This window comes from Mycobacterium sp., from assembly GCF_965229265.1.
In the GTDB taxonomy this organism is placed as follows: Bacteria; Actinomycetota; Actinomycetes; order Mycobacteriales; family Mycobacteriaceae; genus Mycobacterium.
The window spans coordinates 1489443-1513484 of sequence record NZ_CBDDIY010000010.1 but is presented as its reverse complement, the minus strand read 5'-3'; the positions used below and the strand labels follow the sequence as shown (position 1 = coordinate 1513484).

Genomic DNA, 24042 nt, shown 5'->3' with positions numbered 1-24042 from the left:
CCCTGCACCGGTCGTGAGACTCCTTGCCCCTCGGGGTAACCGCATGCGCGGTAGTTCACACCGTAGTGGCCGGATCGAATGCGGGGGAAGAAGCGCACTGCCGTCTATCGGTGCCCCGGAATCTCAGTAAGGTAGGGACGCGTGAAGGCCCTCCGTAGGTTCACTGTCCGAGCACACCTGCCTGAGCGGCTCTCCGCACTCGGTCGGTTGTCCATCAATCTGCGTTGGTCGTGGGACAAGCCGACCCAAGATCTCTTCGCCTCGATCGACCCCCAGCTGTGGGATCAAACCGGTCAGGATCCGGTGGCCCTGCTGGGTGCGGTCAGCCCCGCCCGGCTCGATGAGCTGGCCGAGGATCCCTCGTTCCTGTCCACCCTCGATCAGCTCGCCGCCGATCTGGACGACTACCTGAGCCGTCCCATGTGGTACCAGGAGCAGGACCCCGCCGCCATGCCAACCGGCATCGCCTACTTCTCGATGGAGTTCGGTGTCGCCGAGGTGCTGCCCAACTACTCGGGCGGGCTGGGGATCCTGGCCGGTGACCACCTCAAGTCGGCCTCAGACCTCGGGCTGCCGTTGATCGCCGTCGGCCTGTACTACCGGTCCGGCTACTTCCGGCAATCGCTGACCGCCGACGGCTGGCAGCACGAGAACTACCCATCGCTGGATCCGCAAGGACTTCCGCTGCGGCTGCTGACCGACGCCGCCGACGCGCCGGTGCTGGTCGAACTGGCCATGCCGGACGGCAAGAAACTGCGGGCCAGGGTGTGGGTAGCCCAGGTGGGGCGCATACCGCTGCTGCTGCTCGACTCCGATATCCCTGAGAACGAACACGATCTGCGCAATGTCACCGACCGGCTGTACGGCGGCGACCAGGAGCACCGCATCAAGCAGGAGCTGCTGGCCGGTATCGGCGGGGTGCGCGCCATCCGCGCCTTCACCGCGATCGAAGGCCGGTCGGCCCCCGATGTGTTCCACATGAACGAGGGCCATGCCGGCTTCCTGGGCGTGGAGCGCATCCGCGAGTACATGTCCGCGGACCGGCTGGACTTCGACACCGCCCTGACGGTGGTGCGCTCCAGCACGGTATTCACCACCCACACCCCGGTGCCGGCCGGCATCGACCGCTTCCCGGTGGAGATGGTGCAGCGGTACTTCGGCGACGACGGGCCGGCCGGACTGCTGCCCGGCGTCCCGGTCGGGCGCGTGCTGGCGTTCGGGGCCGAAGACGATCCCGCGAAGTTCAACATGGCGCACATGGGCCTGCGGCTCGCGCAGCGCGCCAACGGGGTGTCGCTGCTGCACGGGCGGGTCAGCCGCACGATGTTCGACGAGCTGTGGCCAGGCTTCGACCCCGCCGAGGTGCCCATTGGTTCGATCACCAACGGCGTGCACGGTCCCACCTGGGCCGCCCCGCAGTGGCTGGAGCTCGGCCGGGAGCTGGCCGGGTCGACCGAGGCGCTGCGCGAACCCAACGTCTGGCAGCGGCTGCAGCAGGTCGACACCGGCCACATCTGGTGGATCCGTTCGCAGCTGCGCGCCCTGCTGGTGCAGGACGTGCGGCGCCGGCTACGCAGCTCGTGGCTGGAGCGAGGCGCTTCGGATGCCGAATTGGGTTGGATTGCAACAGCATTCGACCCCAATGTGTTGACCATCGGCTTCGCCCGGCGGGTCCCCACCTACAAGCGCCTCACCCTGATGATGCGTGACCCGCAACGGCTGGAAGCGCTGCTGCTCGACGAGGACAAACCCATCCAGCTGATCGTGGCCGGTAAGTCCCACCCCGCCGACGACGCCGGCAAGGCGCTCATCCAGCAGGTCGTGAAGTTCGCCGACCGGCCCGAGGTGCGCCACCGCATCGCGTTCCTGCCCGACTACGACATGTCGATGGCGCGCCAGCTCTACTGGGGCTGCGACGTGTGGCTGAACAACCCGCTGCGTCCGCTGGAGGCCTGCGGTACCTCCGGCATGAAGAGCGCACTCAACGGCGGGCTCAACCTGTCCATCCGGGACGGCTGGTGGGACGAGTGGTACGACGGCGAAAACGGTTGGGAGATACCGACCGCCGACGGCCTGGCCGACGAGGGCCGGCGCGACGACCTGGAGGCCGCCGCGCTGTATGACCTGCTCGAGCATTCGGTCGGACCGCGGTTCTACGACCGCGACGACAAGGGTGTGCCGAACCGGTGGGTGGAAATGGTGCGCCACACCCTGGAGACGCTTGGCCCCAAGGTGCTGGCCTCGCGGATGGTGCGCGACTACACCGAGACCTACTACGCACCGGCGGCCCAGTCGCTGCGCCGGACCAGCGCACCCATCGACGGGCTGCCCTTCGGCGCGGCCCGCGAACTGTCGGCCTACCGGCTGCGGGTGCGTGAAGCCTGGCCGAAGGTCCAGATCACCGATGTCGACAGCACCGGCCTGCCCGACACCCCGGTGCTGGGTTCGGAGCTGACCTTGACCGCCACCGTGCAGCTGGCCGGGCTCACCCCCGACGAGGTGGTGGTCCAGGCGGTTCTGGGTCGGGTCGACGCCGCCGACGCGCTGCAGGACCCGCTGTGTGTCGACATGCCGCACACCGGCACCGGTGACGGCGGGGCCGAGATCTTCTCGACGACGACGCCGCTGCCGGTGGCCGGGGCCGTCGGCTACACCGTGCGCGTGCTCCCGCATCACCCGCTGCTGGCCGGTGACACCGAACTCGGCTTGGTCACGCTCGCGTAACGCGGGAAGTCCCTGGTTCGGTGAGTAGGGCATGGGGCCCACCTGTAGGTTCCCCAGAGGAGCGTCGACAGGTGCCGCATCGGGGCGGGCCATCGGCTTTCCGGGAAGGCGTTCGAGGTAGTGGTTGTTCGGCATGCGGCGCTCATCGCGCTGGTGGGGACCTTGTTGGTGACGCCGGTGCCGGCGTCGGCCGACCCCGATCCCGGCGGCCCGGACCTGGGGCAGCCGGTGGCCGCCGTCGACGCCGCCCCGCCGCCCGACGACGGCCGGGTGGAGTCCACCCCGCCGGCCACCACGAAATCTCCCGACGGCTGGACCCTGACGATCTCGGCCAAGGACGAAATCCAGATGCCCGTCGCACCGTTGACCACCGCGATCTCGTCGCGCGAGTACGTCGTCGGCGGTGTCTACAACGGCGCGCTCAACGGACCTGGTGACTCCCCGAAGGGGGTGTTCGAGGTCGGCTACCAGATCGGTTGCGGTATCGATATGAGCACCTCCAACGGTGTCTCGCTGACCGGCACCGCCGGCATCAATCCGTCCATCGGGGTGTTCGGGCTGGACTTCCCGAACAACGCGGCCGAAGGCATCCTGCCAGGTGTCGGCGGCAACATCGGCGGCGGTATCACCGTCGGCCTCAAGCCCGGCATCATCAACGTCGTCCCGGTGACCAAGAAGGAGTACAAGGGCGCCGCGCCGTGGGTGTCGATCAGCAACTTCCACGTCAAGATCGACGGGTGCGTGGGCGAGTCGTTCATCCGCTCCTACGCCACGCTCACCAAGTCCACCGACGAGGGCGACGCGATCCTGTCCTGGTACGGCGTGACGAAAAAGATCTGAGCAGACAACATCCAGTCAGAACCGAGGGCGACGAATTCGGGCGGGGATTCTTCGCTCTGAGTTCTGACTCGATGCGCGGTAGATCGGCCTACGGAAACCGCTTGATGCAGCGGGCGTCGTCGCCGAGCACCCCGATGCGGAAGGCGTCAATGCGGGAGAACCCGGCCGGCACCGATTCGCCGTTGACGTCGCCGGCCACCAGCCCGTTGGTCAACAGGCCCGACACCGCCTCGTCGATGTCGCCTGCGGTCAGCGCGACGGTGTTGCCGTCGGGTGTGGTGACCTCCTTGGACAACTTCGTGGTGGCCACGCCGGTCAGGCAGGCGGTGCGCAGTCCGGCCTCGGCGTTGTCGAGCACCAGGCCGCCCCGCTCGTGCTGCAGCGCCAACATGTAGCGCGAGACCACCACCGAGTAGGCGGTGTTGTCGCCGGTTACCAGCACGTTCTCGTCGCCCGCGGTTGACGTTCCCATTTTCTGCAGCTCGGGCAGGTCGACGGCGATCGTGTTGGTGGCCGGGCAGAACGACACCGGAGGGCTGGGTCGGGCGTCCGGGCAGGTCGAGGCCAGCGCGCTGTCAAAGCTCAGCTGCGGCGGGTTCTTGAGCGGAAACAGGATGTTCATCGCGTCGACGATGGCTTTGGTGGACTCCTCACTCACCGGCCACTCGCCGGTCTGGTCCGACTGCAACTCGACGGGCAGATCGCCGCGGCGCTGGCCGATCTCCTTGGCGTCGATGGCCGCGCACGAGGACGGGCCGTCGGTGAATCCGAACTGAAACGCCGAGATCCGCTCGAACGCCGACCCGTGCTCGTCGCCGGTGTCGTAGTAGTCGTCCTGGCTCAGCAGCGGGTCGCGGAACGAGATCATGGCCGCCAGCAGGTTGTTGAGCCCGTCACCGGTCGACAGCGTGAACCGCGGGGAATTGCCCTCGGCGACCCACCGCAGGTAGGCGCCGGCGAAGCAGTCGGCCTGCTGCTCGGCGACCAGGGTCGGGGTGCCTTTCTTGTTCAGCTTGGCCAGCTTCTGGATCGCGTGGCCGTACTCGTGGGCCAGCACCATCGTGATGGCCATGTCGCCGTTGGCTCGCCGCAGGGACGGCAGCAGCACACCCCGGTCCCACCCGATGGTGTTGTCGTCCTCGCAGAACGCGGCGTTGATCAGGCCGTCGGTCGACTCGTCGCAGAACGTGCCGCCGTAGGCGTCGGAATCCCACGAGATGAGGTCTTTAACTGGCTCGAACTGGCCGTCGAAGGTCTCGCCGAAGGCGCCCTGCCAATAGGTTTCCAGGTCGCTGACCGACTGCACCGCGATCTCGTCGTCCTTGCCGCCGTCGCCGCCGGTGGCTTGTCGGGTCGGCTTCTCGGCGTCCGGTCGCAGCCCGCTGTTGCCGTCGACGGCCTGCAGGCCGGCCACCTTGAACGGGTCGTCGAAGATCGACACCGGCTTGCCCTGCACCGTCGTGCCGCACCCGGCGAGCACCACCGCTGTGCCCGCGAGGGCGAGCAGGTGTCGTAGGCGCATGGGGGCCACCTCATGGGTCAGGGCCTGGGCCCGCGGTGTCGACGTTCGCAATCACCATAGTGCCGTGCCCGCGCCGTCCGCGGCGATCGCTCAGGGTGCGGGGTCAGCGCGTAATCGCGCGAGTGCCTGTTTGACCCGGGCCGGGTCGGTGGTGGTCCAGAACGGTGGCAGCGAGGCGCGCAGGTAGCCGCCGTAGCGGGCGGTGGCCATCCGGGAGTCCAGCACAGCAACGACGCCGCGATCGTCGGCGCGGCGCAGCAGCCGCCCCGCGCCTTGGGCCAGCAGCAGCGCGGCGTGGGCGGCGGCGACCGTCATGAACCCATTTCCGCCGCGGGCCGCAACCGCGCGTTGCCGGGCGGTCAGCAGGGGATCGTCGGGCCGGGGAAACGGGATGCGATCGATGAGCACCAGCGACAGCGAGGGGCCCGGCACGTCGACGCCCTGCCACAGCGACAGCGTGCCGAACAGCGACGTCGCCGGGTCGGCGGCGAACTGCTCCACCAGCGCCGCGGTGCCGTCGTCGCCCTGACACAGCACCGGGGTGTCGATCCGGGCGCGCAGGGCCTCGGCCGCCGCGCGGGCCGCGCGCATCGACGAGAACAGCCCCAGCGTTCGCCCGCCGGCCGCCTCGATCAGGCCGGCGATCTCGTCGACCTGTTCGGTCGATCCGGTGGTGTCGCGGCCCGGCGGGGGCAGATGCGCGGCGATGTAGAGGATGCCGGACTTGGCGTGCTCGAACGGCGACCCGACATCGAGGCCCCGCCAGGCCGGACCGTCCTGCAGACCCCAGGCGGCCGACATCGCCTCGAACGATCCGCCGATCGTCAGCGTCGCCGACGTCAGCACCGCGGTCGCGGTGTCGAACAGCCGGGTGCGCAGCAGGCCCGCCACCGACAGCGGCGCCACCCGCAGGACCGGACGTAATGTGCCTGGCGTAGCTCCCCGAGTTGCTGCGTTCCTGCCTGCCGGACCGTCCTCGTGGTCCAGCCACACCACATCGGTGCGGTCGGGGATGGCCGGGACGAACGAGTCCAGCACCCGCGCGGCGGTGTCGCCGATCTCGGTCAGCGCGGCGATCGCCTCGGTGCGGGCCGCGGCCGCTGCCGGATCCCGCGGCGACGGATCGATGTCACTGCGGGCGGCGTAGGCCGCGTCCCGCAGCGCGGTCAGGTAGGTGGCCAGCTCGTCATCGAGGTAGTCGATCCGGCCGGGCTGGGTGTCGTGGATCGCCGCGGAGAACGTCGCCACCGCGGCGTCTAAACGTTGGGTCAGCTCGGGGCTGACCAGCCGGGCGCTGCGCCGGGTGGCCACACCCAGCGGCGCCGGCGTCAGCTCGCCGGTGGCCACCGAGGTCACCCGGTCCACCAGTTCGTGCGCCTCGTCGACGACGAGGAACGTGTGCTCGGGTACCACCGACGCCTCGGCGATCGCGTCGATGGCCAGCAGCGCGTGGTTGGTGACGACGACGTCGGCACGGCCCGCCTCACCGCGGGCCCGCTCGGAGAAGCAGTCGGTGCCGTAGGGGCAGCGCGCCATGCCCAGGCATTCCCGTGCCGAGACGCTGACCTGCGACCAGGACCGTTCCGGCACACCGGGAGTCAGCTCGTCGCGATCGCCGGTCTCGGTGGACGACGCCCACGCCGTCAGCCGCGCCACGTCGCGGCCCAGCGTGGTGGAGGCCGCCGGAGCGAACAGTTCCTCCTGCGGGGTGTCCGGCGCTTCGTCGCCCCCGCCGCTATGAATCTTGTTCAGGCACAGGTAGTTCCGGCGGCCCTTCAGCAGCGCGTAGCGCGGCCGGCGGGGCAGGACGGCGGCCAGCGCGTCGACGAGCCGGGGCAGGTCACGGTCGACGAGCTGGCGCTGCAGGGCAATGGTCGCCGTGGACACCACCACGGGGGTTCCGTCGGTGATCGCCCGGGCCAGCGCCGGAACGAGGTAGGCCAGCGACTTGCCGGTGCCGGTGCCGGCCTGCACCGCCAGGTGCTCCCCGCTGGCGAACGCGTGCGCCACCGCCTCTGCCATCTGCACCTGCCCGGGGCGCTGGCTACCGCCGAGGGCCTCGACCGCCGTCGCCAGCAACTCGGTGATCGGCGGCAGTTCGTCCGCGCTCACCGTGCCCGCACCGGCACCTGCCGGGTCGGGATCGCCGGCTCACCGGCGGACAGGGCCAGGCCCTCCCACGGCAGGCTGCGCAAGCCCTCGGCGACCCGCGTCCGGGCGGCGGCCAGATCGGGGGCCGCCAGCGGCCGGCCACCGCGCACCAGCGGCACGGTCAGCACCCGCGCGGGTTCGGCCACCTCGGGCGGCTGCGACACCGGGTGGATCAGCTCCTCGGTGACGGTGCCCGTCGGACGGGACAGCCGCAGCGCGGATTTGCGCCCGCCGTGAGATTCCTTGTGGCTGCTGCGTTTCTCCACCGGCAGGCCGTCGACCTCGACCAGCTTGTAGACCATGCTGGCGGTGGGTGCGCCCGAACCGGTCACCACCGAGGTGCCGACCCCGTAACTGTCGACCGGGTCGGCCCGCAGGGCCGCGATCGCGTACTCGTCGAGATCGCCCGACACGACGATCCGCGTTTCGGTCGCCCCCAGCTCATCGAGTTGGGCGCGGACCCGCCGGGCCAGCACGCCCAAGTCGCCGGAGTCGATCCGCACCGCGCCCAGTCCGGTGCCCGCGACCGCGATCGCGTTGGCCACCCCGGCCGTCACGTCGTAGGTGTCGACCAGCAGGGTCGTGCCGATGCCGAGGGCGTCGACCTGCGCCCGAAAAGCGGCCCGCTCCCACGTGTCTGTTCGTCGTCCGAGCGGCGCATCACCAGGCCCGGCATCTGTCGTATGCAGCATGGTGAACGCGTGGGCGCTGGTGCCGATCGCGGGGATGCCGTGGCGTCGGTTGGCCTCGAGGTTGGACGTCCCGGCGAACCCGGCGAGGTAGGCGGCCCTGGCCGCGGCCACCGCCGCGTATTCGTGGGTGCGCCGGGAGCCCATCTCGATCAGCGGCCGGCCGGCGGCCGCGCTGACCATCCGGGCGGCGGCCGAGGCGATCGCACTGTCGTGGTTGAAGATCGACAGCGCCAGCGTCTCCAGCAGGACGCATTCGGCGAAGCTTCCGGTGACCGACAGGACGGGGGAGCCGGGGAAGTACAGCTCGCCTTCGGGGTAACCGTCGATATCGCCGGCGAAGCGGAAGTCCCGCAGGTAGTCCAGGGTCGTGGTGTCGAGGAATGCGCCCAGCGACTCCAGCGCCTCGTCGTCGAAAACGAACTCGCCCAGGGCCGCAAGGAAGCGTCCGGTCCCGGCGACCACCCCGTAGCGCCGGCCGTCGGGCAGACGTCGGGCGAATACTTCGAAGGTGGTCCTGCGGCCGGCGGTGCCGTCGCGCAGCGCGGCGGCCAGCATCGTCAGCTCGTATTTGTCCGTCAGCAGGGCGGCGGTCACACGGCAACGGTATCGGCTGCGCGCCATAGCAGCCGATACGGCGCTGGGTGCGTCGAAACGGGCTCGCTATCCTTTACCGTATGGGCTCGCAAGCAGCTCCGACCCGGCCGGGCACCAGCGGAGAGCAAGGTACGGATTCCGTCAGCGCCCTGGACAGCCCGTGGGTGACGATTGTCTGGGACGACCCCGTCAACCTGATGAACTACGTGACCTACGTCTTCCAGAAACTGTTCGGCTACAGCGAGCCGCACGCGACCAAGCTGATGCTGCAGGTTCATGAGGAAGGCAAGGCGGTAGTGTCGTCGGGCAGCCGGGAATCCATGGAAGTCGATGTGTCCAAACTGCATGCCGCCGGGTTGTGGGCGACCATGCAGCAGGACCGCTGAGAAACGGCGCCGGTTCGGCGGTCAGGACAAACGTGCGCAAATGGAAGCGGGTCGAGACCGCCGATGGTCCCCGTTTTCGGTCGGCGCTCGCGCCACACGAAGCCGCCCTGTTGAAGAACATGGTGCTGTCGGTGCAGAGCATGCTCGACGAACGGGAGTCCTCGGCGCCGGCCGATCCGCTGGAGCAGATCACCGGCATCCGGGCCGGCAACTCGCAGCCCCCGGAAGACGCCACGATGCGCCGGCTGCTGCCGGACTTCTTCAAACCCCAGCGTGACCATCCGGCCGGTTCCGCGGTCGCCGAGAGCCTCAACGGGGCCCTGCGCAGCCTGCATGAGCCCGGCATCATCGATGCGAAAAAGTCCGCGGCGCAACGGCTTCTGGACACGCTGCCGGACGGCGGGGGCCGGTTCGAGATCACCGAGCAGGACGCCGAAGCGTGGCTGGCCGCCGTCAACGACGTCCGGCTGGCGCTGGGGGCCATGCTCGAGATCGGCCCGGAGGGGCCCGACCGGTTGCCCCCCGAGCATCCGCTGGCCGGGCATCTCGATGTCTATCAGTGGCTGACGGTGCTGCAGGAGTACCTGGTGCTGGGGCTGATGGGAAAACCGATCCGATGAGCCGGGGCTCGATCACCGACGTCGCCGGCATCCTGGTCGGCCACCACGACCGCCTCGACCCCGATGCAACGCTGGGCTCCGGGTGGGCCTGCGGCAGCACCGTCATCGTCGCGCCGCCGGGCACCGTCGGGGCCGTCGATGTCCGCGGCGGGGCGCCCGGCAGCCGCGAGACCGACCTGCTCGACCCGTCCAACAGCGTCCGGCATGTGGATGCGGTCGTGCTGACCGGGGGCAGCGCCTACGGGCTGGCCGCCGCCGACGGGGTGATGACCTGGCTGGAGGAGCAGGGCCGAGGCGTGGCGATGGACGGCGGGGTCGTCCCGATCGTTCCGGCCGCGGTGATTTTTGATCTTCCGGTCGGCGGTTGGGGGTGTCGGCCGACGGCCGAGTTCGGTTACGCGGCCGCGCAGTCGGCCGGCGTGGACGTCGCGGTGGGCACCGTCGGGGCGGGCGTCGGAGCCCGCGCGGCGGTGCTCAAGGGTGGGGTCGGCACGGCGTCGATGACGCTGGACTCCGGGGTGACCGTCGGTGCGATCGTCGTGGTGAACAGCGCCGGCAATGTCGTCGACCCGGACACCGGGCTGCCCTGGATGGCGCACCTGACCCGGGAGTTCGGCCTGGTCGCACCGCCCGCCGAGCAGATTGCCGCGCTCGCCGCCCTCGACGCCGAAGCCAGCCCGCTCAACACCACCATCGCGGTGGTCGCCACCGATGCCGCGTTGTCCCCGGCGGCTTGCCGCCGCTTCGCGGTCGCTGCGCAGGACGGTCTTGCGCACACCATCCGGCCGGCCCACACCCCGCTCGACGGCGACACCGTCTTCGCCTTGGCCACCGGCGCGATCGAGTTCGATGCCGACCCGGCCACGCCGCTGGCGATGGTGCCGGAGACCAAGGCGCTCGCGCGACTCGGCGCGGCCGGGGCAGACTGTTTGGCGCGCGCGGTGCTAGTTGCTGTGCTGGCCGCCGAGTCGGCGGCCGGAATACCGACGTACCGCGACGTGTTGCCCGGTGCGTTCGCTGCAACGGACGACCGCTGACCTCAATCCAGGGAGGACCCGCCGTGTTGGTGATCCGTGCCGACCTGGTGGATGCCATGGTCGCCCACGCGCGCGCCGATCACCCCGACGAGGCCTGCGGCGTGCTGGCCGGACCGGACGGGTCCGATCGCCCCCAGCGGCACATCCCGATGCTCAACGCCGAGCGGTCCCCGACGTTCTACCGGTTCGACTCCGGCGAGCAGCTGAAGGTGTGGCGGCAGATGGACGACGCCGACGAGGTCCCGGTCGTCATCTACCACTCGCACACCGCGACCGAGGCCTACCCGAGTCGCACCGACATCTCCTACGCCTCCGAGCCCGACGCGCACTACGTGCTGGTGTCCACCCGCGACGCAGCAGAGCCCGAGCTACGCAGTTACCGAATCCTCGAGGGCGTCGTGCGCGAGGAACCGATCACCGTCGTCGAGCACTACGAGAGCTGAACAAGGAGCCACCGATGTCCGTTGAGGTGTCCATCCCGACGATCCTGCGCGGCCACACCGGCGGGGAGAAGCGGGTCAGCGCCAGCGGTGCGACGCTGCACGCCGTGATCGCCGATCTGGAGGCGAACTACTCCGGGATCTCGGAGCGGCTGATGGACAACGCCAATCCAGGCAAGCTCAACCGTTTCGTCAACATCTACGTCAACGACGAGGACGTCCGGTTTTCTGGCGGTCTGGCCACCGAGGTCGCCGACGGTGACTCCGTCACGATCCTGCCCGCCGTGGCGGGTGGCTGAGGTGGAAGCCGGTCCACGATGACCCGCTACGACTCGCTGTTGCGTGCGGTCGGCGACACCCCACTGGTCGGCCTGCCGCGGCTGTCGCCGCGCTGGGACGACGGCCCGGACGGGCCGCATGTGCGGCTGTGGGCCAAATTGGAGGACCGCAATCCCACCGGATCCATCAAGGACCGCCCGGCGCTGCGGATGATCGAACAGGCCGAGCGCGACGGGGTGCTGGCCCCTGGCGCGACGATCTTGGAACCCACCAGCGGCAACACCGGCATCTCGTTGGCGATGGCCGCGCGGCTCAAGGGCTACCGGCTGATCTGTGTGATGCCGGAGAACACGTCCGTCGAGCGGCGGCAGATACTGGAGCTCTACGGCGCCGAGATCGTCTTCTCGCCGGCGCAGGGCGGCTCGAACACCGCGGTGGCGACGGCCAAGACGCTGGCCGCCGAACACCCCGACTGGGTGATGCTCTACCAGTACGGCAACCCCGCCAATGCCGACGCGCACTATGACGGCACCGGGCCGGAGTTGCTGAAGGACCTGCCCGAGATCACCCACTTCGTCGCCGGGCTCGGCACCACCGGAACGTTGATGGGTACCGGCCGTTTCCTGCGCGAGCACGTCCCGGACATTGCGATCGTTGCCGCCGAACCGCGCTACGGCGAAGGTGTTTACGCGCTACGCAACATCGACGAAGGGTTCATCCCCGAGCTCTACGACGCCGACGTGCTCAGCACCCGCTTCTCCGTCGGCTCGGTGGATGCGCTGCGCCGTACCCGCGAACTGGTTCAGGTCGAAGGTATCTTCGCCGGGATCTCCACCGGGGCGATCCTGCACGCCGCGCTCGGGATGGGCGCCAAGGCCATCAAGGCCGGTCAGCGCGCCGACATCGCGTTCACCGTGTGCGACGCCGGATGGAAGTATCTGTCGACCGGTGCCTACGCCGGTAGCCTGGACGAAGCCGAGGAAGCTCTGGAAGGCCAACTCTGGGCGTGAAAGCGGAGGCGAGAAGCGGATGAACCAGCCGTTGGGCTATTCGGTCACGCCGCCGCCGCAGCCCAAGAAGGCCCCGGCCTGGAAGGTCGGCGGCGCCACCATCCTGTCGTTCGTCGCCCTGCTCTACCTCATCGAACTCATCGACCAGCTGTCCGGGCATTCGCTGGATCGCAACGGAATCCGGCCGTTGGAGACCGACGGCCTGTGGGGCATCGTCTTCGCCCCGCTGCTGCACGCCAACTGGCAGCACCTGGCGGCCAACACCGTGCCCGCGCTGGTGCTGGGCTTCCTGGTGACGCTGGCCGGTATGTCGCGCTTCGTGTGGGCCACCGCGATCATCTGGATCGTCGGCGGCCTGGGTACCTGGCTGATCGGTGACGTCGGCGGCTGCCGGCTGCCCACCAACCACATCGGCGCGTCCGGGCTGATCTTCGGCTGGCTGGCGTTCCTGCTGGTGTTCGGCTGGTTCACCCGACACGTCTGGTGGATCGTGACCGGGATCGTCGTGCTGCTGGTCTACGGCGGCGTCCTGTGGGGCGCTCTTCCCGAACTGAACGGCTGCGGGGGCGTGTCCTGGCAGGGACACCTGTGCGGAGCGGTGGCCGGCGTGCTGGCGGCCTACTGGCTGTCCGGCCCGGAACGCAAGGCCCGGGAACGCCGCAAAGCCGGCCAGCTTCCCGGATTGCCGTCATGAGCGAGCAGTTCGCCCCGATCGGCATATTCGATTCCGGAGTGGGCGGGTTGACGGTGGCCCGCTCGATCATCGATCAGCTGCCCGACGAGAACATCATCTACGTCGGCGACACCGGTAACGGACCGTACGGGCCGCTGGGCATCCCCGAGGTGCGCGCGCACGCGTTGGCCATCGGCGACGATCTGGTGGACCGCGGGGTCAAGGCGCTTGTCATCGCCTGCAACACCGCCTCGTCGGCGTGCCTGCGGGATGCTCGGGAGCGCTACGACGTTCCCGTCGTCGAGGTGATCCTGCCGGCCGTGCGCCGTGCCGTGGCCACCACCCGGACGGGCCGCATCGGGGTGATCGGAACGCAGGCGACGATCGCCTCGGGCGCCTATCAGGACGCGTTCGCCGCCGCCCGCGACGTTGACGTCACGGCGGTGGCCTGCCCCCGGTTCGTGGACTTCGTCGAGCGGGGAGTGACCAGCGGGCGGCAAGTGCTCAATCTGGCCGAAGGGTACTTGGAGCCCATGCAGCGCGCACAGGTCGACACCCTGGTTTTGGGCTGTACGCACTACCCGTTGCTGTCCGGCCTGATTCAGCTGGCGATGGGTGACTCGGTCACGTTGGTGTCGTCGGCGGAGGAGACCACCAAAGACCTGTTGCGGGTGCTCACCGAGCGGGATCTCCTGCGCCCGCACGACTCGCCGGCGGCGACCCGGACGTTCGAGGCGACCGGCGACCCGGAGGCATTCACCGCACTGGCCGCCCGCTTCCTCGGACCCGTCGTCACCGGCGTCCGGCCGGTGCAACGTCACGTCGGCGCCCAGAAGTGATTCTCGATATCCAAAGCCGTCATGTTTTCCTCTCTGGGGTTGCGGGCATGGCAAGCTTGTGGCTGTGCGAATCACCGTCCTCGGTTGCTCCGGCAGTGTCGTCGGGCCCGATTCGCCGGCGTCCGGCTACCTGCTGACGGCACCGGACACACCGCCGTTGGTCCTCGACTTCGGCGGTGGGGTACTCGGCGCGCTGCAGCGCTACGCCGACCCCAACGAGGTCCACGTTCTGCTGTCGCATCTGCACGCCGATCACTGCCTGGATCTGCCCGGCCTGTTCGTGTGGCGGCGCTATCACCCGACCCCGGCCAGGGGCCGCGGGCTGATGTACGGGCCCAGCGACACCTGGACTCGGCTGGCCGCGGCGTCCTCGCCGCTGGGCGGGGAGCTCGACGACTTTTCCGACATCTTCGAGATCCGGCACTGGGTGGACGGCCAGGCGGTGCGGTTCGGTGCGCTCAGCGTGCTGCCGCGGTTGGTGACACACCCGACCGAGTCCTTCGGCATGCGCATCACGGATCCGTCCGGGGCGACGCTGGTCTACAGCGGCGACACCGGGGTGTGCGAGTCGCTGGTGGAGCTCGCCCGGGGTGCGGACACATTCCTGTGTGAGGCGTCGTGGACGCATGCGCCGGACCGCCCGCCGCATCTGCACCTGTCGGGAACCGAGGCGGGGCAGATCGCCAGGCGTGCCGGTGTCGGTGAGCTGTTGCTGACCCACATCCCGCCGTGGACCTCGCGTGAGGACGTGATCAGCGAGGCCAAGGCGGAGTTCGACGGGCCGGTGCACGCCGTGGTCTGCGGCGAGGCGATCGAGGTGGCCCGCTAGACCTTCGTCGGTGAGCGTGCGTGTCTGCACACCGACACGCTGACGGGAGTGTGCAGTTCGCGCACGCTCGGCCTCCGACAGTCGGCGTGAGCCACCCGCGCTAGGGTTGCCGGGTGTCCCGACGACAAGACGGCAGGCTTGACGACGAGCTGCGGCCGGTGACCATCACCCGCGGCTTCACTTCCCACCCGGCCGGCTCGGTTCTCATCACCTTCGGCGAGACCCGGGTGATGTGCACGGCCAGCGTTACCGAGGGCGTGCCCCGGTGGCGCAAAGGGTCGGGGGAGGGCTGGCTGACCGCCGAGTACGCCATGCTGCCCGCCGCCACCCACACCCGCTCAGACCGCGAGTCGGTCAAGGGCCGCCTCGGTGGGCGCACCCAGGAGATCAGCCGGCTGGTCGGGCGCTCGCTGCGGGCCTGCATCGACCTGGCCGCGCTGGGCGAGAACACCATCGCCATCGACTGCGACGTGTTGCAGGCCGACGGCGGGACGCGCACCGCGGCGATCACCGGTGCCTATGTCGCGCTCTCCGACGCGGTGTCGTATCTGGCGGCGGCCGGCAAGCTGTCCGACCCCCGCCCGCTGTCGTGTGCCATCGCCGCGGTCAGCGTCGGGGTGGTCGACGGCCGGGTGCGGGTCGATCTGCCCTACGAAGAGGACTCGCGCGCCGAGGTCGACATGAACGTCGTCGCCACCGACACCGGGACGCTGGTGGAAATCCAGGGCACCGGTGAGGGCGCGACATTCCCACGCTCGACGCTGGACAAGATGCTCGACGCTGCGTTGGGAGCGTGCGAAACGCTGTTCGCCGTGCAACGCGAAGCCCTGGCGCTGCCCTATCCCGGGGTGCTGCCGGAAGGGCCGCCGTCGAAGAAGTCGTTCGGCGCGTGATGCTGGCGCCGCTCCTCCCCGTCGGCGCGTGACCACCCGACTCCTGGTCGCCAGCCGGAATCAGAAAAAGCTGGCCGAACTGCGCCGGGTGCTCGAGGCCGCCGGGGTCTCGGGACTGACCTTGGTGTCCCTCGACGATGTGCCGCCCTTCGCGGAGGCCCCCGAGACCGGCGCCACCTTCGAGGACAACGCACTGGCCAAGGCGCGCGACGGGTACGCCGCCACGGGTCTGCCCACCGTCGCCGACGATTCGGGGTTGGAAGTCGCCGCCCTCAACGGCATGCCCGGTGTGCTGTCGGCGCGCTGGTCTGGCGTGCACGGCAACGACGTGGCGAACTACGAACTGCTGCTCGCTCAGCTTCGCGACGTGCCCGACGATCGGCGTTCGGCGGCGTTCGTGTCGGCGTGCGCCCTGGTGTCCGGGCCCACCGCGGCCCAGAGCACGGTCGTGCGCGGTCAGTGGCCCGGCGCGATCGCGCGGAAGCCGTGCGGGCAGGGCGGATTCGGCTACGACCCGGTGTTCGTTCCGGACGGGGAAACGCGCAGCGCCGCGCAGCTGAGCCCTGCCGAAAAGGACGCGGCCTCGCATCGCGGCCGGGCGTTGGCGCTGTTGGTTCCGGCGCTACGCGCGCTGGCCGACTGAGATCGGCAATTTGTGTAGCGCATCTAATGTGTGAAGATGCTGGCGTGGGTCGTCACACGGTCCGGGCGGCGCACCCCGGAGTTCTGATCGCCGTATTGGCGACCGCCGGTATCAGCGTGTCGCTGATGCAGACCCTGATCATTCCCCTGGTTCCCCAACTGCCGGTGCTGTTGAGCACCAGCGCCGCCAACGCGTCCTGGGCGATCACGGTGACCTTGTTGACGGCCGCGGTGACCACGCCGGTGTTCGGCCGCCTGGGCGACCTCTACGGCCCCAAGCCGATCCTGATGATTTGCGCGGCCGCGCTGACCCTGGGATCCCTGGTCGCGGCGACGACCAGTTCCCTGCTGCCGTTCATCGTCGGGCGCGGGCTGCAGGGGCTGGGCATCCCGATCATCCCGCTGGCCATCAGCGTGCTGCGGGCATCGGTGCCGCCCGAGCGGGTCGGGGCAGCGATGGGTCTGATCAGCGCGTCGCTGGGGGTGGGCGGTGCGCTGGGCCTGCCGTTGGCGGCCCTGATCGCGGAGAGGGCCGACTGGCACACGTTGTTCTGGTTCGCGGCGGGCCTGGGCGTGTGCTCGCTGCTGTTGTTCTTCCTTGTGGTGCCGCGCATTCCGGCCAGCAGCAGCGACGGTCTGGACCCGCTGGGAACGGTGCTGCTGGCCGTCGGCCTGGTGAGCCTGTTGCTCGCGATTTCGAAGGGCTCGGCCTGGGGCTGGACCAGCACGACGACGCTGGGGCTGATCGGCGCGTCCGCGGTGGTGTTCGCGCTCTTCGCCCGTTGGCAGTTCCACACGCCGTCGCCGGTGGTCGATCTGCGCACCACGCTGACCCGGCCGGTGCTGACCACCAACGTGGCGTCGGTGGCGATCGGTTTCGCGATGTTCGCGATGTCGTTGATCGGACCGCAGATCCTCGAATCACCCACCGAGAATGGCTTCGGCCTTGGACAGTCGATGTTGCATGCGGGCCTGTGGATGGCGCCGGGCGGCCTGGCCATGATGATCGCCGCACCGATCGCGGCTCGCGTCGCGGCCCGGCGCGGTCCGAAGTTCACCCTGGTCGTCGGCGGCGTGATTATCGCCGGCGCCTACCTGGCGGGGTTCTTCCTGCTGACCAGCCCGGTCCAGGTGATGGTGTTCAACGCGCTCATCAGCCTGGGCGTGGGTTTCGCGTATGCGTCCATGCCCGCGTTGATCAACGCGGCCGTTCCGGTGTCGGAGACGGCGGCCGCCAACGGCGTCAATGCCCTTGCGCGCTCGCTGGGCACCGCGGTGTCGAGCGCGGTCGTCGGCGCGGTGCTCTCGACGATGACCATGTCGTTCGCCGGCCACCAGGTGCCCTCACTGGACGGGTTCCGGGTTGCGGTGCTGGTGGCCGCGGGCGCCGCGGCGCTGTCGGTGGTCATCGCGCTGACGATCCCGACTCCGGCCGCCGCGGCCGCGGTCGCCGACTGGTCGCCCGAAGACGTGGAACTGGACGAGGACCTGATCAGAGGTTGAACCGGGTCTTGAGCTCCCGGGTCTGTACCTGTTCGACGATGATGCCGAGCAGCGGGATCGTCCCGGCCAGCAAGACGCCGACGGTCTTGGCGATCGGCCAGCGGACCTTCACCGCGAGGTTGGCGGTGAACAACAGGTAGATGAAGTACACCCACCCGTGCACCACGCCGATCCAGGTCGGCGGGTTGTCGACCTTCACGACGTAGCGCAGCACGATCTCGTAGCACAGCGCGATGAGCCAGATACCGGTGGTCCAGGCCAGGATTCGATACCCGAGCAATGCGTTGCGCAACTTCTCGATCGGCACGGTCGGCTGGGCATGGGCTTCGGGTGTCTCGGGTGCACTCATGCAGTGGTCCTGTTCTGATTCTCGGCTTGCGTCTCGTCTGCTTTGGCCAGCTCGGCAAGGTAGGCGTTGTATTCGCGCATCACGGGGTCGACGTCATCGGAACGCGGTGCGGGCGTGGGGCGTTCGGGCAGCAGTCCGGCCGGGATCTCAGTGACTGCGTCATCGGCCGACGGCGGCTCGGGCGGCGCGTCCTCGTAGCGGATGAATGCGCGGTAGGCGTAGATGCAGAACCCGGCGAACATGGGCCACTGCAGGGCATAGCCCAGGTTCTGGAAGGTGCCCGACGACGACTCGAACCTGCTCCACTGCCACCAGCCCAGCGCCAGGCAACCACCTGCGGCGATGATCACCGCGATGATCAACCCGAATCGGCGACGGCGCGTCGTGGACACACCACGACGGTACCGTGCGCAGGCCCGACCGCTCATCTGCCGGTGGCAGGCTCACTGACCTGGTCGCCGACGCCGCTGGCGGCCGAGCATGCCGGGCAGAGGCCCTGGACCCGCGCGGTAGGATCGTTGCGCTTGCGGGCGTGATGAAATTGGCAAACATGCCGGCTTTAGGTGCCGGTGCTCGAGAGAGTTTGAGGGTTCGAGTCCCTCCGCCCGCACCGACGTGGCGGGGCGTGCGCGCCACCGCGACACCGAATTCTGTGGCAGAGGTCACAACCACCGTCCGCCCCGCCGCAATTCACCTAAATGTCCTAACTAATCGTCTAGTGGTGCTAACTGTTTGTCGCTACTGTCGAACTCACAACGCGCAACGGTGAGCGGAGATCGCATGATCGAGTGGGGCAGGGTCATTTACGTGGCCTTCTTCGTGGTGGCCGCATTGTGGCTGTGTCTGACAGCTGAGGCCGAATAGCGCTGAGAAGAAAGGGGATTCCCCCATGAACGACCCAGTGGTGACGTCGATCGACCTCATTCGGCATGCCATCGCCGGCCACGTGCACGACCTGGGCGGGGACGCCCTGGATGTCGACCAGATCGCGACCTCAGCGGCGTACGCGGTGTTCATCGGGGCGGCCGCCGACGCACTCCGCGGCTAGAGCCGGATCCGCCCCGCTCGACCGGGGTCGTTCCCACGGCTGGGAGGCGTTCCCATCGAGGTATTTGCTGACAGCATCTGTAGCGCGCCGGTCCGGCCGGGTGACGGCACCCCTCCTGGCATCCGGGTGCTGCGCAGCGCCGTCATCGACCTCGTTACCGCTGCTGCCGTTTAGCGGCCTGCGTGCTGCGATACGGTCACGGGATCATCGCCCGCGGCGTGTGGTCGTTGACTTCAACAGCTAAACTGCGGATATTAACTGTGTATCCCGGTTCCTGTCGGCCGGGCCGAAACTACGAACCAAGAAGCGGAACTGAGCATGGAAAGCCTGCTGGAAATGGCAAAAGCGATTCCCGCGGACAGCTGGCTGGTTATGTCGGTGTTGGCCAGCGCCGTCGTGGTCGGACTCCATTCCGTATACGCCCACTTCGTCGACCCAGAAGCCGCGTCCGACGACAACGAGATGGGCAACGACCGGGAGTTTCTGGGCAGCTGATCAGGGTTGGGCCGTCACGGCCGGCGCAGCAGGCCCGGCATCAGCGGCAGCAACGCCAGCGCCACCGACAGGTCAACGCCATCGTGCTCGACGCTGCGGCCCAGGATCGCCTCGGCCTGGTTGACCCGGTACGTGACCGTGTTCGGGTGAACGGACAGGCGCGCCGCGGCCCGGGCAGGGCTGCGATTCTCCTGGAGGTAGACCGCCAGCGTCATAGCCACCCGGTAGGTGGTCTCGTCGTCCTCGGCCAGGGGACCCAGCACCCGGGCGGCAAACGTCGCCGCCTGCTCGCGGTCCACACTGGCCAACGCGGCGACGCTCACGCTGCGGTAGTGGGTCAGGGCTGCCGCGCGCGGACCGCTCAACGAGGCGACGCGGCGGGCTTGGACAGCCTCGCTATGGCTGCGGCGGAAGCCGTCCAGCCCCCAGCCCGGCTCGCCGAGCGTGACCCGCACCCCAGCGGGCAGCTGCAGCGCGCGCATTACCACGACGGGTTCCAGGTCGGCCGGCTGGAACGGGCCGCTACGGCTCAGCCAGCCGGACACCGACAGGGGACCGCCGGGGTGGACCAGCGTGGTCTCGGCGGACACCGCATCGGCCAGCTGCTGGCAGATCCCGTTCAGCACGCGTTGGGGTTCACCGTCGGCGGGCGCCGACTCGAACCAGACGTTGACCGCGACGTGCTCTCGATTCACGTCGTAACGCAACAGGTGGGCGGCCCGCTGGGCGTCGCGCAACCGTTCGCTGAGCACCTCGTCGATTGCTGAGGCGCGCGCCGCGGCCGCGGTTCGCAACCACGCTTCGCGTTCGGTCTCGTACGTCTGCTCGGTGCGCGCCAGGGCGCTGTCGATGTAGGCGAACAGCCAGCCCGTCGCCACGTGCAAGGCGGCCGCCTGTTCGGCGGCGCTGGAGGTGGCGGCGGTGATGCGCCCGAACAGCCACTCCCACAACGTGTCTTGAGCCAGCCGGTAGGACCGGATCAGGTAGGCCAGCGGCACCCGTTGCTGGACCCGCGCGCGGCCCAGGGCCACGGTGTCGGCGGGCAGCTCCAGCCCGCCGGGATCGGCGCCCATCTCGACAGTCCGGGCGAGCTGGCGGATGCTGGCCTCGATGCCCGCCGGCTGGCCCTCGACAAACTGTTCCTCGGGCACAAGATGCGGCTGCTCGGCAGTGATTCGCTCGACGACGCGGTGCGCCAGATCGGGGGCGTTGGCGGCCATCTCCGCGGCGATCGGACGCAGAATGGTCTGCCACACCTGCTGTGCGGCGGGATCGTCCCGAATCGGCGCCCACTCGGGGGTCATGCCGGCACACGCTATGTCCATTGTGTTCCCAGCACAATGTCACGCGCAATATTGGTGGCCAGCCACGAGCCTCGGCGGGGGTCGCGGGCCTAACTTTGCCGGCATGGCAGCACGCCACACAGCCGAGGATTTGCGAGGGGAGCGCACACGATGACAACGGTGACCGCCGACCGGGGTGGCTACAACTTCCTGGAGCGGGCGCAGCAGCGCAATCCCGGATCGGTCGTGGGCCAGATGCTGACGGTCAAGCAGGCCGCCCGCGAACTCGGCATCACGATGCAGGCCCTACGCCGGCAGGTCAAAGCCGGTACCGGGCCGGCGCATCACCGCTGCGGTAATCGCATGCTGTTCGCACGGGCCGACGTGACGGCCTACAAGGCTGCCGCTCAGAACACCGTGTAGCCACCGTCGATCACCAGTGTCTGGCCGGTGACGTAGGCCGAGCCGCGCCCCGCGAGCCATACCGCGACGGCCTCGAAATCCTCGGGGCTTCCCCAGCGCCGCAACGGTATTCGAGGAAGAATCTTCGACTGCGCGACCGGTGAATCCAGCAGCGCCTCGGTCATCGCCGCTCGGGTCCAGCCGGGAACCAGAGCATTGACGCGGATGTCGTCGCGGGCCAGCTCGACGGCCAGTGCACGTGCCATCGCCACCAGGGCGCTCTTGGCCGCCGCGTAGTGGGCGGAGAACGCCATCCCCTCACTGATCGACACGCTGCTGGTGACCACGATCGACCCGCCGCCCCCACGGGCTTTCATGTGCGCGGTCACGGGGCGCACGGTATAGAACACCCCGTCGAGGTTGACCGCCATGACCCGCCGCCACTCCTGGGTCGACATCGTCTCGATACCGGCCGGTTGCGGGCCCACCCCGGCGTTGGCGAAGCAGGAATCGACGCGCCCGAACCGCGCCAGGGTCTCGTCCAGTCCGGCCACCACCGCCTGTTCGTCGCTGACATCGACGGTGAACGAGGCAATCGGCGCTCCCGCGCCGTCGGCGGTCAGCCCCGCGACCGCGGCGGCGTTCTTCTCGGCGTTGGTTCCCCAGATGGCCACGGTGGCACCGGCATTGCGCAGGCCGCGTGCCATACCCAGCCCGATGCCACCGTTGCCCCCGGTGACCAGCGCGACGTGGCCGGTGAGGTCATGCCATGCGGTCACGGGGTTGAACCTTTCGGGGAATCGACAGCCGAAGACTACCGGCACCCCGCTAGCCTCAGCCGCCGGGCCGCAGCGGGAACGTCGCCGATCCGGGTTCCGACGCCGGAATCACCGGGATCACCACGGCTGAGCGGTGGGCGGCGTCGTGAAAGATGGTCTGGGTGGCGGGTGCGGTCGCCGAGCTCTCGCCGAACGGTTCCCCGGTGTTGGGATTGGGCGCGAACTGCGGGTAATCGCTGCTGGATATCTCAACTCGGATCCGGTCCCCGGCACCGAACAGGTAGCTCGTCGGCCAGATGGCGATGTGGTATTCGTAGGGCCGATTAGGCGTACTCGGGTGCGGATCGGACAGCGAATCGCGAAACGCCGTCCGCACAATGCCGTTGTTGAGGTTGATGATTGCGCCGTCGGGCTTCACCACGGTCAGCTTTGCGGTGAAGTCGGTATCGGCGGCCGAGCTGGATGCCCACAGGTCGACGGTCGTCGGGCCGGTCACCTCGGTGTCCTCCGGCAGCGGGTCGGTGCTGTAGACCAGCACGTCGGAACGCTGCTCGACGGGGGATTGGTCATAAGGTCCCTGCGGGCCGGATTGGGCTGCGCAGCAGGAATGTCCACCGATGCTGGGAGCGGGGTCGGTGGGGTCGTACAGGTAGCGGTCGGGTGGCTGTCCGGCGGACGGTTGCGCGGTGCTCAGCGTGCCGGTGCGCGAATCCAGCTGCCCGTCACCGGACAGGAAGTAGGTGCGCCAACGGGTTTGAGGCAAAGGCCAGCTCGGCGCGGACTTCCACGTGTTGGCCCCCATCAGGAAGTAGTCAACCCTCGGCGTGCCGGAAACCCCATTGTCGGCTCCCTTGAGGAATCGGTCGAACCAGGCCAGCATCAGGGCGTTGATCGGGCTGTCACCGGCAGAGCCGATGTCCTTGAGCAGTGGTGCGGGCTTGGACCCCTGGCGGCCCCAGTCGACGTGATCCCACGGGCCGATGACGAGCCGCTGGTTTGCGCGCGCTTCGGGGGTGGCCGCCGAGTCGGTCATTCCGGTGAAGTTCTCGATCCCGCCGGCGAGAAACGCGTCGTACCATCCCTCCACGTCGAGGACCGGTACCCGTACCGACCGATACCTGTCCCGGATGCTCCACTGCCGCCAGAACGCGTCTCGTGTGGAATGGGCGACCCAGTCGAAGTACCAGGGCGCCACGGCCGGGTCGGCCGGATCCAGGGCCGGTACGGACCGATAGGGGTGGTACGCCAACCACCGGGTTGGGTCCGCCGCGGCTGATCGAAGGGCCGCGGCGGTGCCCTCGTCGTGCCGGTTGCTTGCCGCCGTGCTCGCCAGCCCGATCGCCCACGGCAGCACGAATGCCAGTCGGAACTCGCCGCCCTCATACATCCAGCCGTCGAAGTAATCCGATGCAGTGTTCGCCGGCACGATCGTGACGAGATGCGGCGGGGCGGTGGTCGCGGCCAGCCACTGGGTGGCGCCGACGTAGGACGACCCGTACATGCCCACCTTGCCGTTCGACCCCGGCAGCGCGGCGGCCCACTCCACCGAGTCGTAGCCGTCCTCACGGTCGTGGGTGAACTCACTGAACGTGCCACCCGACGAACCCTGACCTCGAACATCTTGAACGACAACGAGATAACAGTGTGAGGCGAACCAATCCGGACTCTGGTACCGCGACGGCTGGACTTGTGCGCCGGTCTTGCCGTACTGGGTGCGCATCAGGATCACCGGAACGGGACTGGCGGTACCGGGCCGGTAGACGTCGGCCCGCAGCACGGTTCCGTCGCGCATGCGTGCGGCCACGTCGGTTTGCTTACCGACCGAGCAGGGGCCCCGACCCGCTGGTGGCGGCCAGGCCGAGTCGGCCCGCCTGACCGGCTCGGCGCAACCGGCGAGTACCAGGGTCAGCGCCGACACCAGGATCAGCCCGCGTAGGGCTGTCTTTCGCAGCCAACCAACCGTGGTGGCACGTCGCACTGCTCCAGGCTACGCAGTCCGGGATCAGAAGTAT

Annotated in this window: 25 protein-coding genes and 1 tRNA gene; 18 read left to right on the top strand and 8 right to left on the bottom strand. The window is 69.1% G+C overall.

The genetic code is table 11. From position 1 onward, the window contains the following. The first annotated feature begins 141 nt into the window (after positions 1 to 141). A complete protein-coding gene (locus tag ADBZ9K_RS09080) occupies positions 142 to 2724 on the top strand; it encodes a glycosyltransferase family 1 protein (protein WP_526619745.1) in 2583 nt (860 codons plus the stop codon). A 120-nt stretch (positions 2725 to 2844) separates the two neighbouring features. Next, the gene (locus tag ADBZ9K_RS09075; RefSeq protein ID WP_526619744.1) at positions 2845 to 3564 is read left to right on the top strand and encodes an MspA family porin; all 720 of its coding nucleotides are present in this window, start codon (positions 2845 to 2847) and stop codon (positions 3562 to 3564) included. Positions 3565 to 3652: 88 nt separating this feature from the next. Here ADBZ9K_RS09075 and ADBZ9K_RS09070 read toward each other — a convergent pair whose 3' ends face one another. From ADBZ9K_RS09070 to ADBZ9K_RS09060, 3 genes are all read right to left on the bottom strand, one after another. After that, positions 3653 to 5086: a neutral zinc metallopeptidase gene (locus ADBZ9K_RS09070; protein ID WP_526619743.1), complete on the bottom strand. Its 1434-nt coding sequence runs from the start codon at positions 5084 to 5086 to the stop codon at positions 3653 to 3655. Positions 5087 to 5176: 90 nt separating this feature from the next. Then, positions 5177 to 7198 (bottom strand): ATP-dependent DNA helicase, encoded by a 2022-nt coding sequence (locus tag ADBZ9K_RS09065; protein ID WP_526619742.1) that lies wholly within the window; start codon positions 7196 to 7198, stop codon positions 5177 to 5179. Continuing rightward, a complete protein-coding gene (locus tag ADBZ9K_RS09060; RefSeq protein WP_526619741.1) occupies positions 7195 to 8550 on the bottom strand; it encodes a nicotinate phosphoribosyltransferase in 1356 nt (451 codons plus the stop codon). Before ADBZ9K_RS09060 ends, ADBZ9K_RS09065 begins: the two co-directional genes overlap by 4 nt. A gap of 53 nt (positions 8551 to 8603) precedes the next feature. Between ADBZ9K_RS09060 and clpS the strand changes: the two genes are divergently transcribed. From clpS to ADBZ9K_RS09000, 12 genes are all read left to right on the top strand, one after another. Further along, positions 8604 to 8909 carry an ATP-dependent Clp protease adapter ClpS gene (gene clpS / locus ADBZ9K_RS09055; protein WP_526619740.1) on the top strand — a complete coding sequence of 102 codons (306 nt, stop codon included), beginning with the start codon at positions 8604 to 8606 and terminating at the stop codon, positions 8907 to 8909. 32 nt (positions 8910 to 8941) lie between these two features. Further along, complete coding sequence (gene aosR, locus ADBZ9K_RS09050; protein ID WP_526619739.1) at positions 8942 to 9529, top strand: oxidative stress transcriptional regulator AosR; 588 nt, start codon at positions 8942 to 8944, stop codon at positions 9527 to 9529. Further along, positions 9526 to 10566, top strand: coding sequence for a P1 family peptidase (locus tag ADBZ9K_RS09045; RefSeq protein ID WP_526619738.1), 1041 nt, complete (start codon positions 9526 to 9528; stop codon positions 10564 to 10566). The genes aosR and ADBZ9K_RS09045 overlap by 4 nt, the downstream gene beginning before the upstream one ends. Then, entirely contained in the window at positions 10563 to 11009 is a 447-nt protein-coding gene (locus ADBZ9K_RS09040) for a M67 family metallopeptidase (protein ID WP_526620847.1), read from the top strand. Before ADBZ9K_RS09045 ends, ADBZ9K_RS09040 begins: the two co-directional genes overlap by 4 nt. A gap of 14 nt (positions 11010 to 11023) precedes the next feature. After that, complete coding sequence (locus ADBZ9K_RS09035) at positions 11024 to 11305, top strand: MoaD/ThiS family protein (protein WP_526619737.1); 282 nt, start codon at positions 11024 to 11026, stop codon at positions 11303 to 11305. 18 nt (positions 11306 to 11323) lie between these two features. Continuing rightward, entirely contained in the window at positions 11324 to 12295 is a 972-nt protein-coding gene (locus ADBZ9K_RS09030) for a PLP-dependent cysteine synthase family protein (RefSeq protein ID WP_526619736.1), read from the top strand. A 19-nt stretch (positions 12296 to 12314) separates the two neighbouring features. Beyond that, complete coding sequence (locus ADBZ9K_RS09025; protein ID WP_526619735.1) at positions 12315 to 12989, top strand: rhomboid family intramembrane serine protease; 675 nt, start codon at positions 12315 to 12317, stop codon at positions 12987 to 12989. After that, on the top strand, positions 12986 to 13807 hold the full coding sequence (gene murI / locus ADBZ9K_RS09020) for a glutamate racemase (protein WP_526619734.1): 822 nt from the start codon (positions 12986 to 12988) through the stop codon (positions 13805 to 13807). Before ADBZ9K_RS09025 ends, murI begins: the two co-directional genes overlap by 4 nt. 58 nt (positions 13808 to 13865) lie before the next feature. Continuing rightward, positions 13866 to 14636 carry a cyclic nucleotide-degrading phosphodiesterase gene (locus ADBZ9K_RS09015; protein ID WP_526619733.1) on the top strand — a complete coding sequence of 257 codons (771 nt, stop codon included), beginning with the start codon at positions 13866 to 13868 and terminating at the stop codon, positions 14634 to 14636. Between the two features lie 113 nt (positions 14637 to 14749). Beyond that, positions 14750 to 15529 (top strand): ribonuclease PH, encoded by a 780-nt coding sequence (gene rph, locus ADBZ9K_RS09010; protein ID WP_526619732.1) that lies wholly within the window; start codon positions 14750 to 14752, stop codon positions 15527 to 15529. A gap of 28 nt (positions 15530 to 15557) precedes the next feature. Further along, positions 15558 to 16172 carry a non-canonical purine NTP pyrophosphatase gene (locus ADBZ9K_RS09005; RefSeq protein ID WP_526619731.1) on the top strand — a complete coding sequence of 205 codons (615 nt, stop codon included), beginning with the start codon at positions 15558 to 15560 and terminating at the stop codon, positions 16170 to 16172. A 44-nt stretch (positions 16173 to 16216) separates the two neighbouring features. Then, positions 16217 to 17674, top strand: coding sequence for an MFS transporter (locus ADBZ9K_RS09000; protein ID WP_526619730.1), 1458 nt, complete (start codon positions 16217 to 16219; stop codon positions 17672 to 17674). Here the strand turns inward: ADBZ9K_RS09000 and ADBZ9K_RS08995 are convergent. Continuing rightward, complete coding sequence (locus tag ADBZ9K_RS08995; protein ID WP_526619729.1) at positions 17664 to 18023, bottom strand: DUF3817 domain-containing protein; 360 nt, start codon at positions 18021 to 18023, stop codon at positions 17664 to 17666. The genes ADBZ9K_RS09000 and ADBZ9K_RS08995 overlap by 11 nt on opposite strands. Further along, entirely contained in the window at positions 18020 to 18415 is a 396-nt protein-coding gene (locus ADBZ9K_RS08990) for a hypothetical protein (RefSeq protein WP_526619728.1), read from the bottom strand. Before ADBZ9K_RS08990 ends, ADBZ9K_RS08995 begins: the two co-directional genes overlap by 4 nt. A 134-nt stretch (positions 18416 to 18549) precedes the next feature. Between ADBZ9K_RS08990 and ADBZ9K_RS08985 the strand changes: the two genes are divergently transcribed. From ADBZ9K_RS08985 to ADBZ9K_RS08975, 3 genes are all read left to right on the top strand, one after another. Next, a tRNA-Leu gene (locus tag ADBZ9K_RS08985) sits at positions 18550 to 18633 on the top strand. Between the two features lie 279 nt (positions 18634 to 18912). Beyond that, entirely contained in the window at positions 18913 to 19071 is a 159-nt protein-coding gene (locus ADBZ9K_RS08980) for a hypothetical protein (RefSeq protein WP_526619727.1), read from the top strand. Between the two features lie 318 nt (positions 19072 to 19389). Next, positions 19390 to 19566 (top strand): hypothetical protein, encoded by a 177-nt coding sequence (locus tag ADBZ9K_RS08975; protein ID WP_526619726.1) that lies wholly within the window; start codon positions 19390 to 19392, stop codon positions 19564 to 19566. A gap of 14 nt (positions 19567 to 19580) precedes the next feature. Here ADBZ9K_RS08975 and ADBZ9K_RS08970 read toward each other — a convergent pair whose 3' ends face one another. Continuing rightward, complete coding sequence (locus ADBZ9K_RS08970) at positions 19581 to 20870, bottom strand: PucR family transcriptional regulator (RefSeq protein WP_526619725.1); 1290 nt, start codon at positions 20868 to 20870, stop codon at positions 19581 to 19583. A gap of 150 nt (positions 20871 to 21020) precedes the next feature. On the opposite strand from ADBZ9K_RS08970, the gene ADBZ9K_RS08965 reads away from it, so the two are divergent. Then, complete coding sequence (locus tag ADBZ9K_RS08965) at positions 21021 to 21272, top strand: helix-turn-helix transcriptional regulator (protein WP_526619724.1); 252 nt, start codon at positions 21021 to 21023, stop codon at positions 21270 to 21272. On the opposite strand, the gene ADBZ9K_RS08960 is transcribed toward ADBZ9K_RS08965, so the two are convergent. Beyond that, positions 21257 to 22030 carry an SDR family NAD(P)-dependent oxidoreductase gene (locus ADBZ9K_RS08960; RefSeq protein ID WP_526619723.1) on the bottom strand — a complete coding sequence of 258 codons (774 nt, stop codon included), beginning with the start codon at positions 22028 to 22030 and terminating at the stop codon, positions 21257 to 21259. The two genes, ADBZ9K_RS08965 and ADBZ9K_RS08960, sit on opposite strands and share 16 nt — an antisense overlap. 55 nt (positions 22031 to 22085) lie before the next feature. Then, positions 22086 to 23954 carry a CocE/NonD family hydrolase gene (locus ADBZ9K_RS08955; RefSeq protein ID WP_526620846.1) on the bottom strand — a complete coding sequence of 623 codons (1869 nt, stop codon included), beginning with the start codon at positions 23952 to 23954 and terminating at the stop codon, positions 22086 to 22088. Positions 23955 to 24042: the final 88 nt, after the last annotated feature.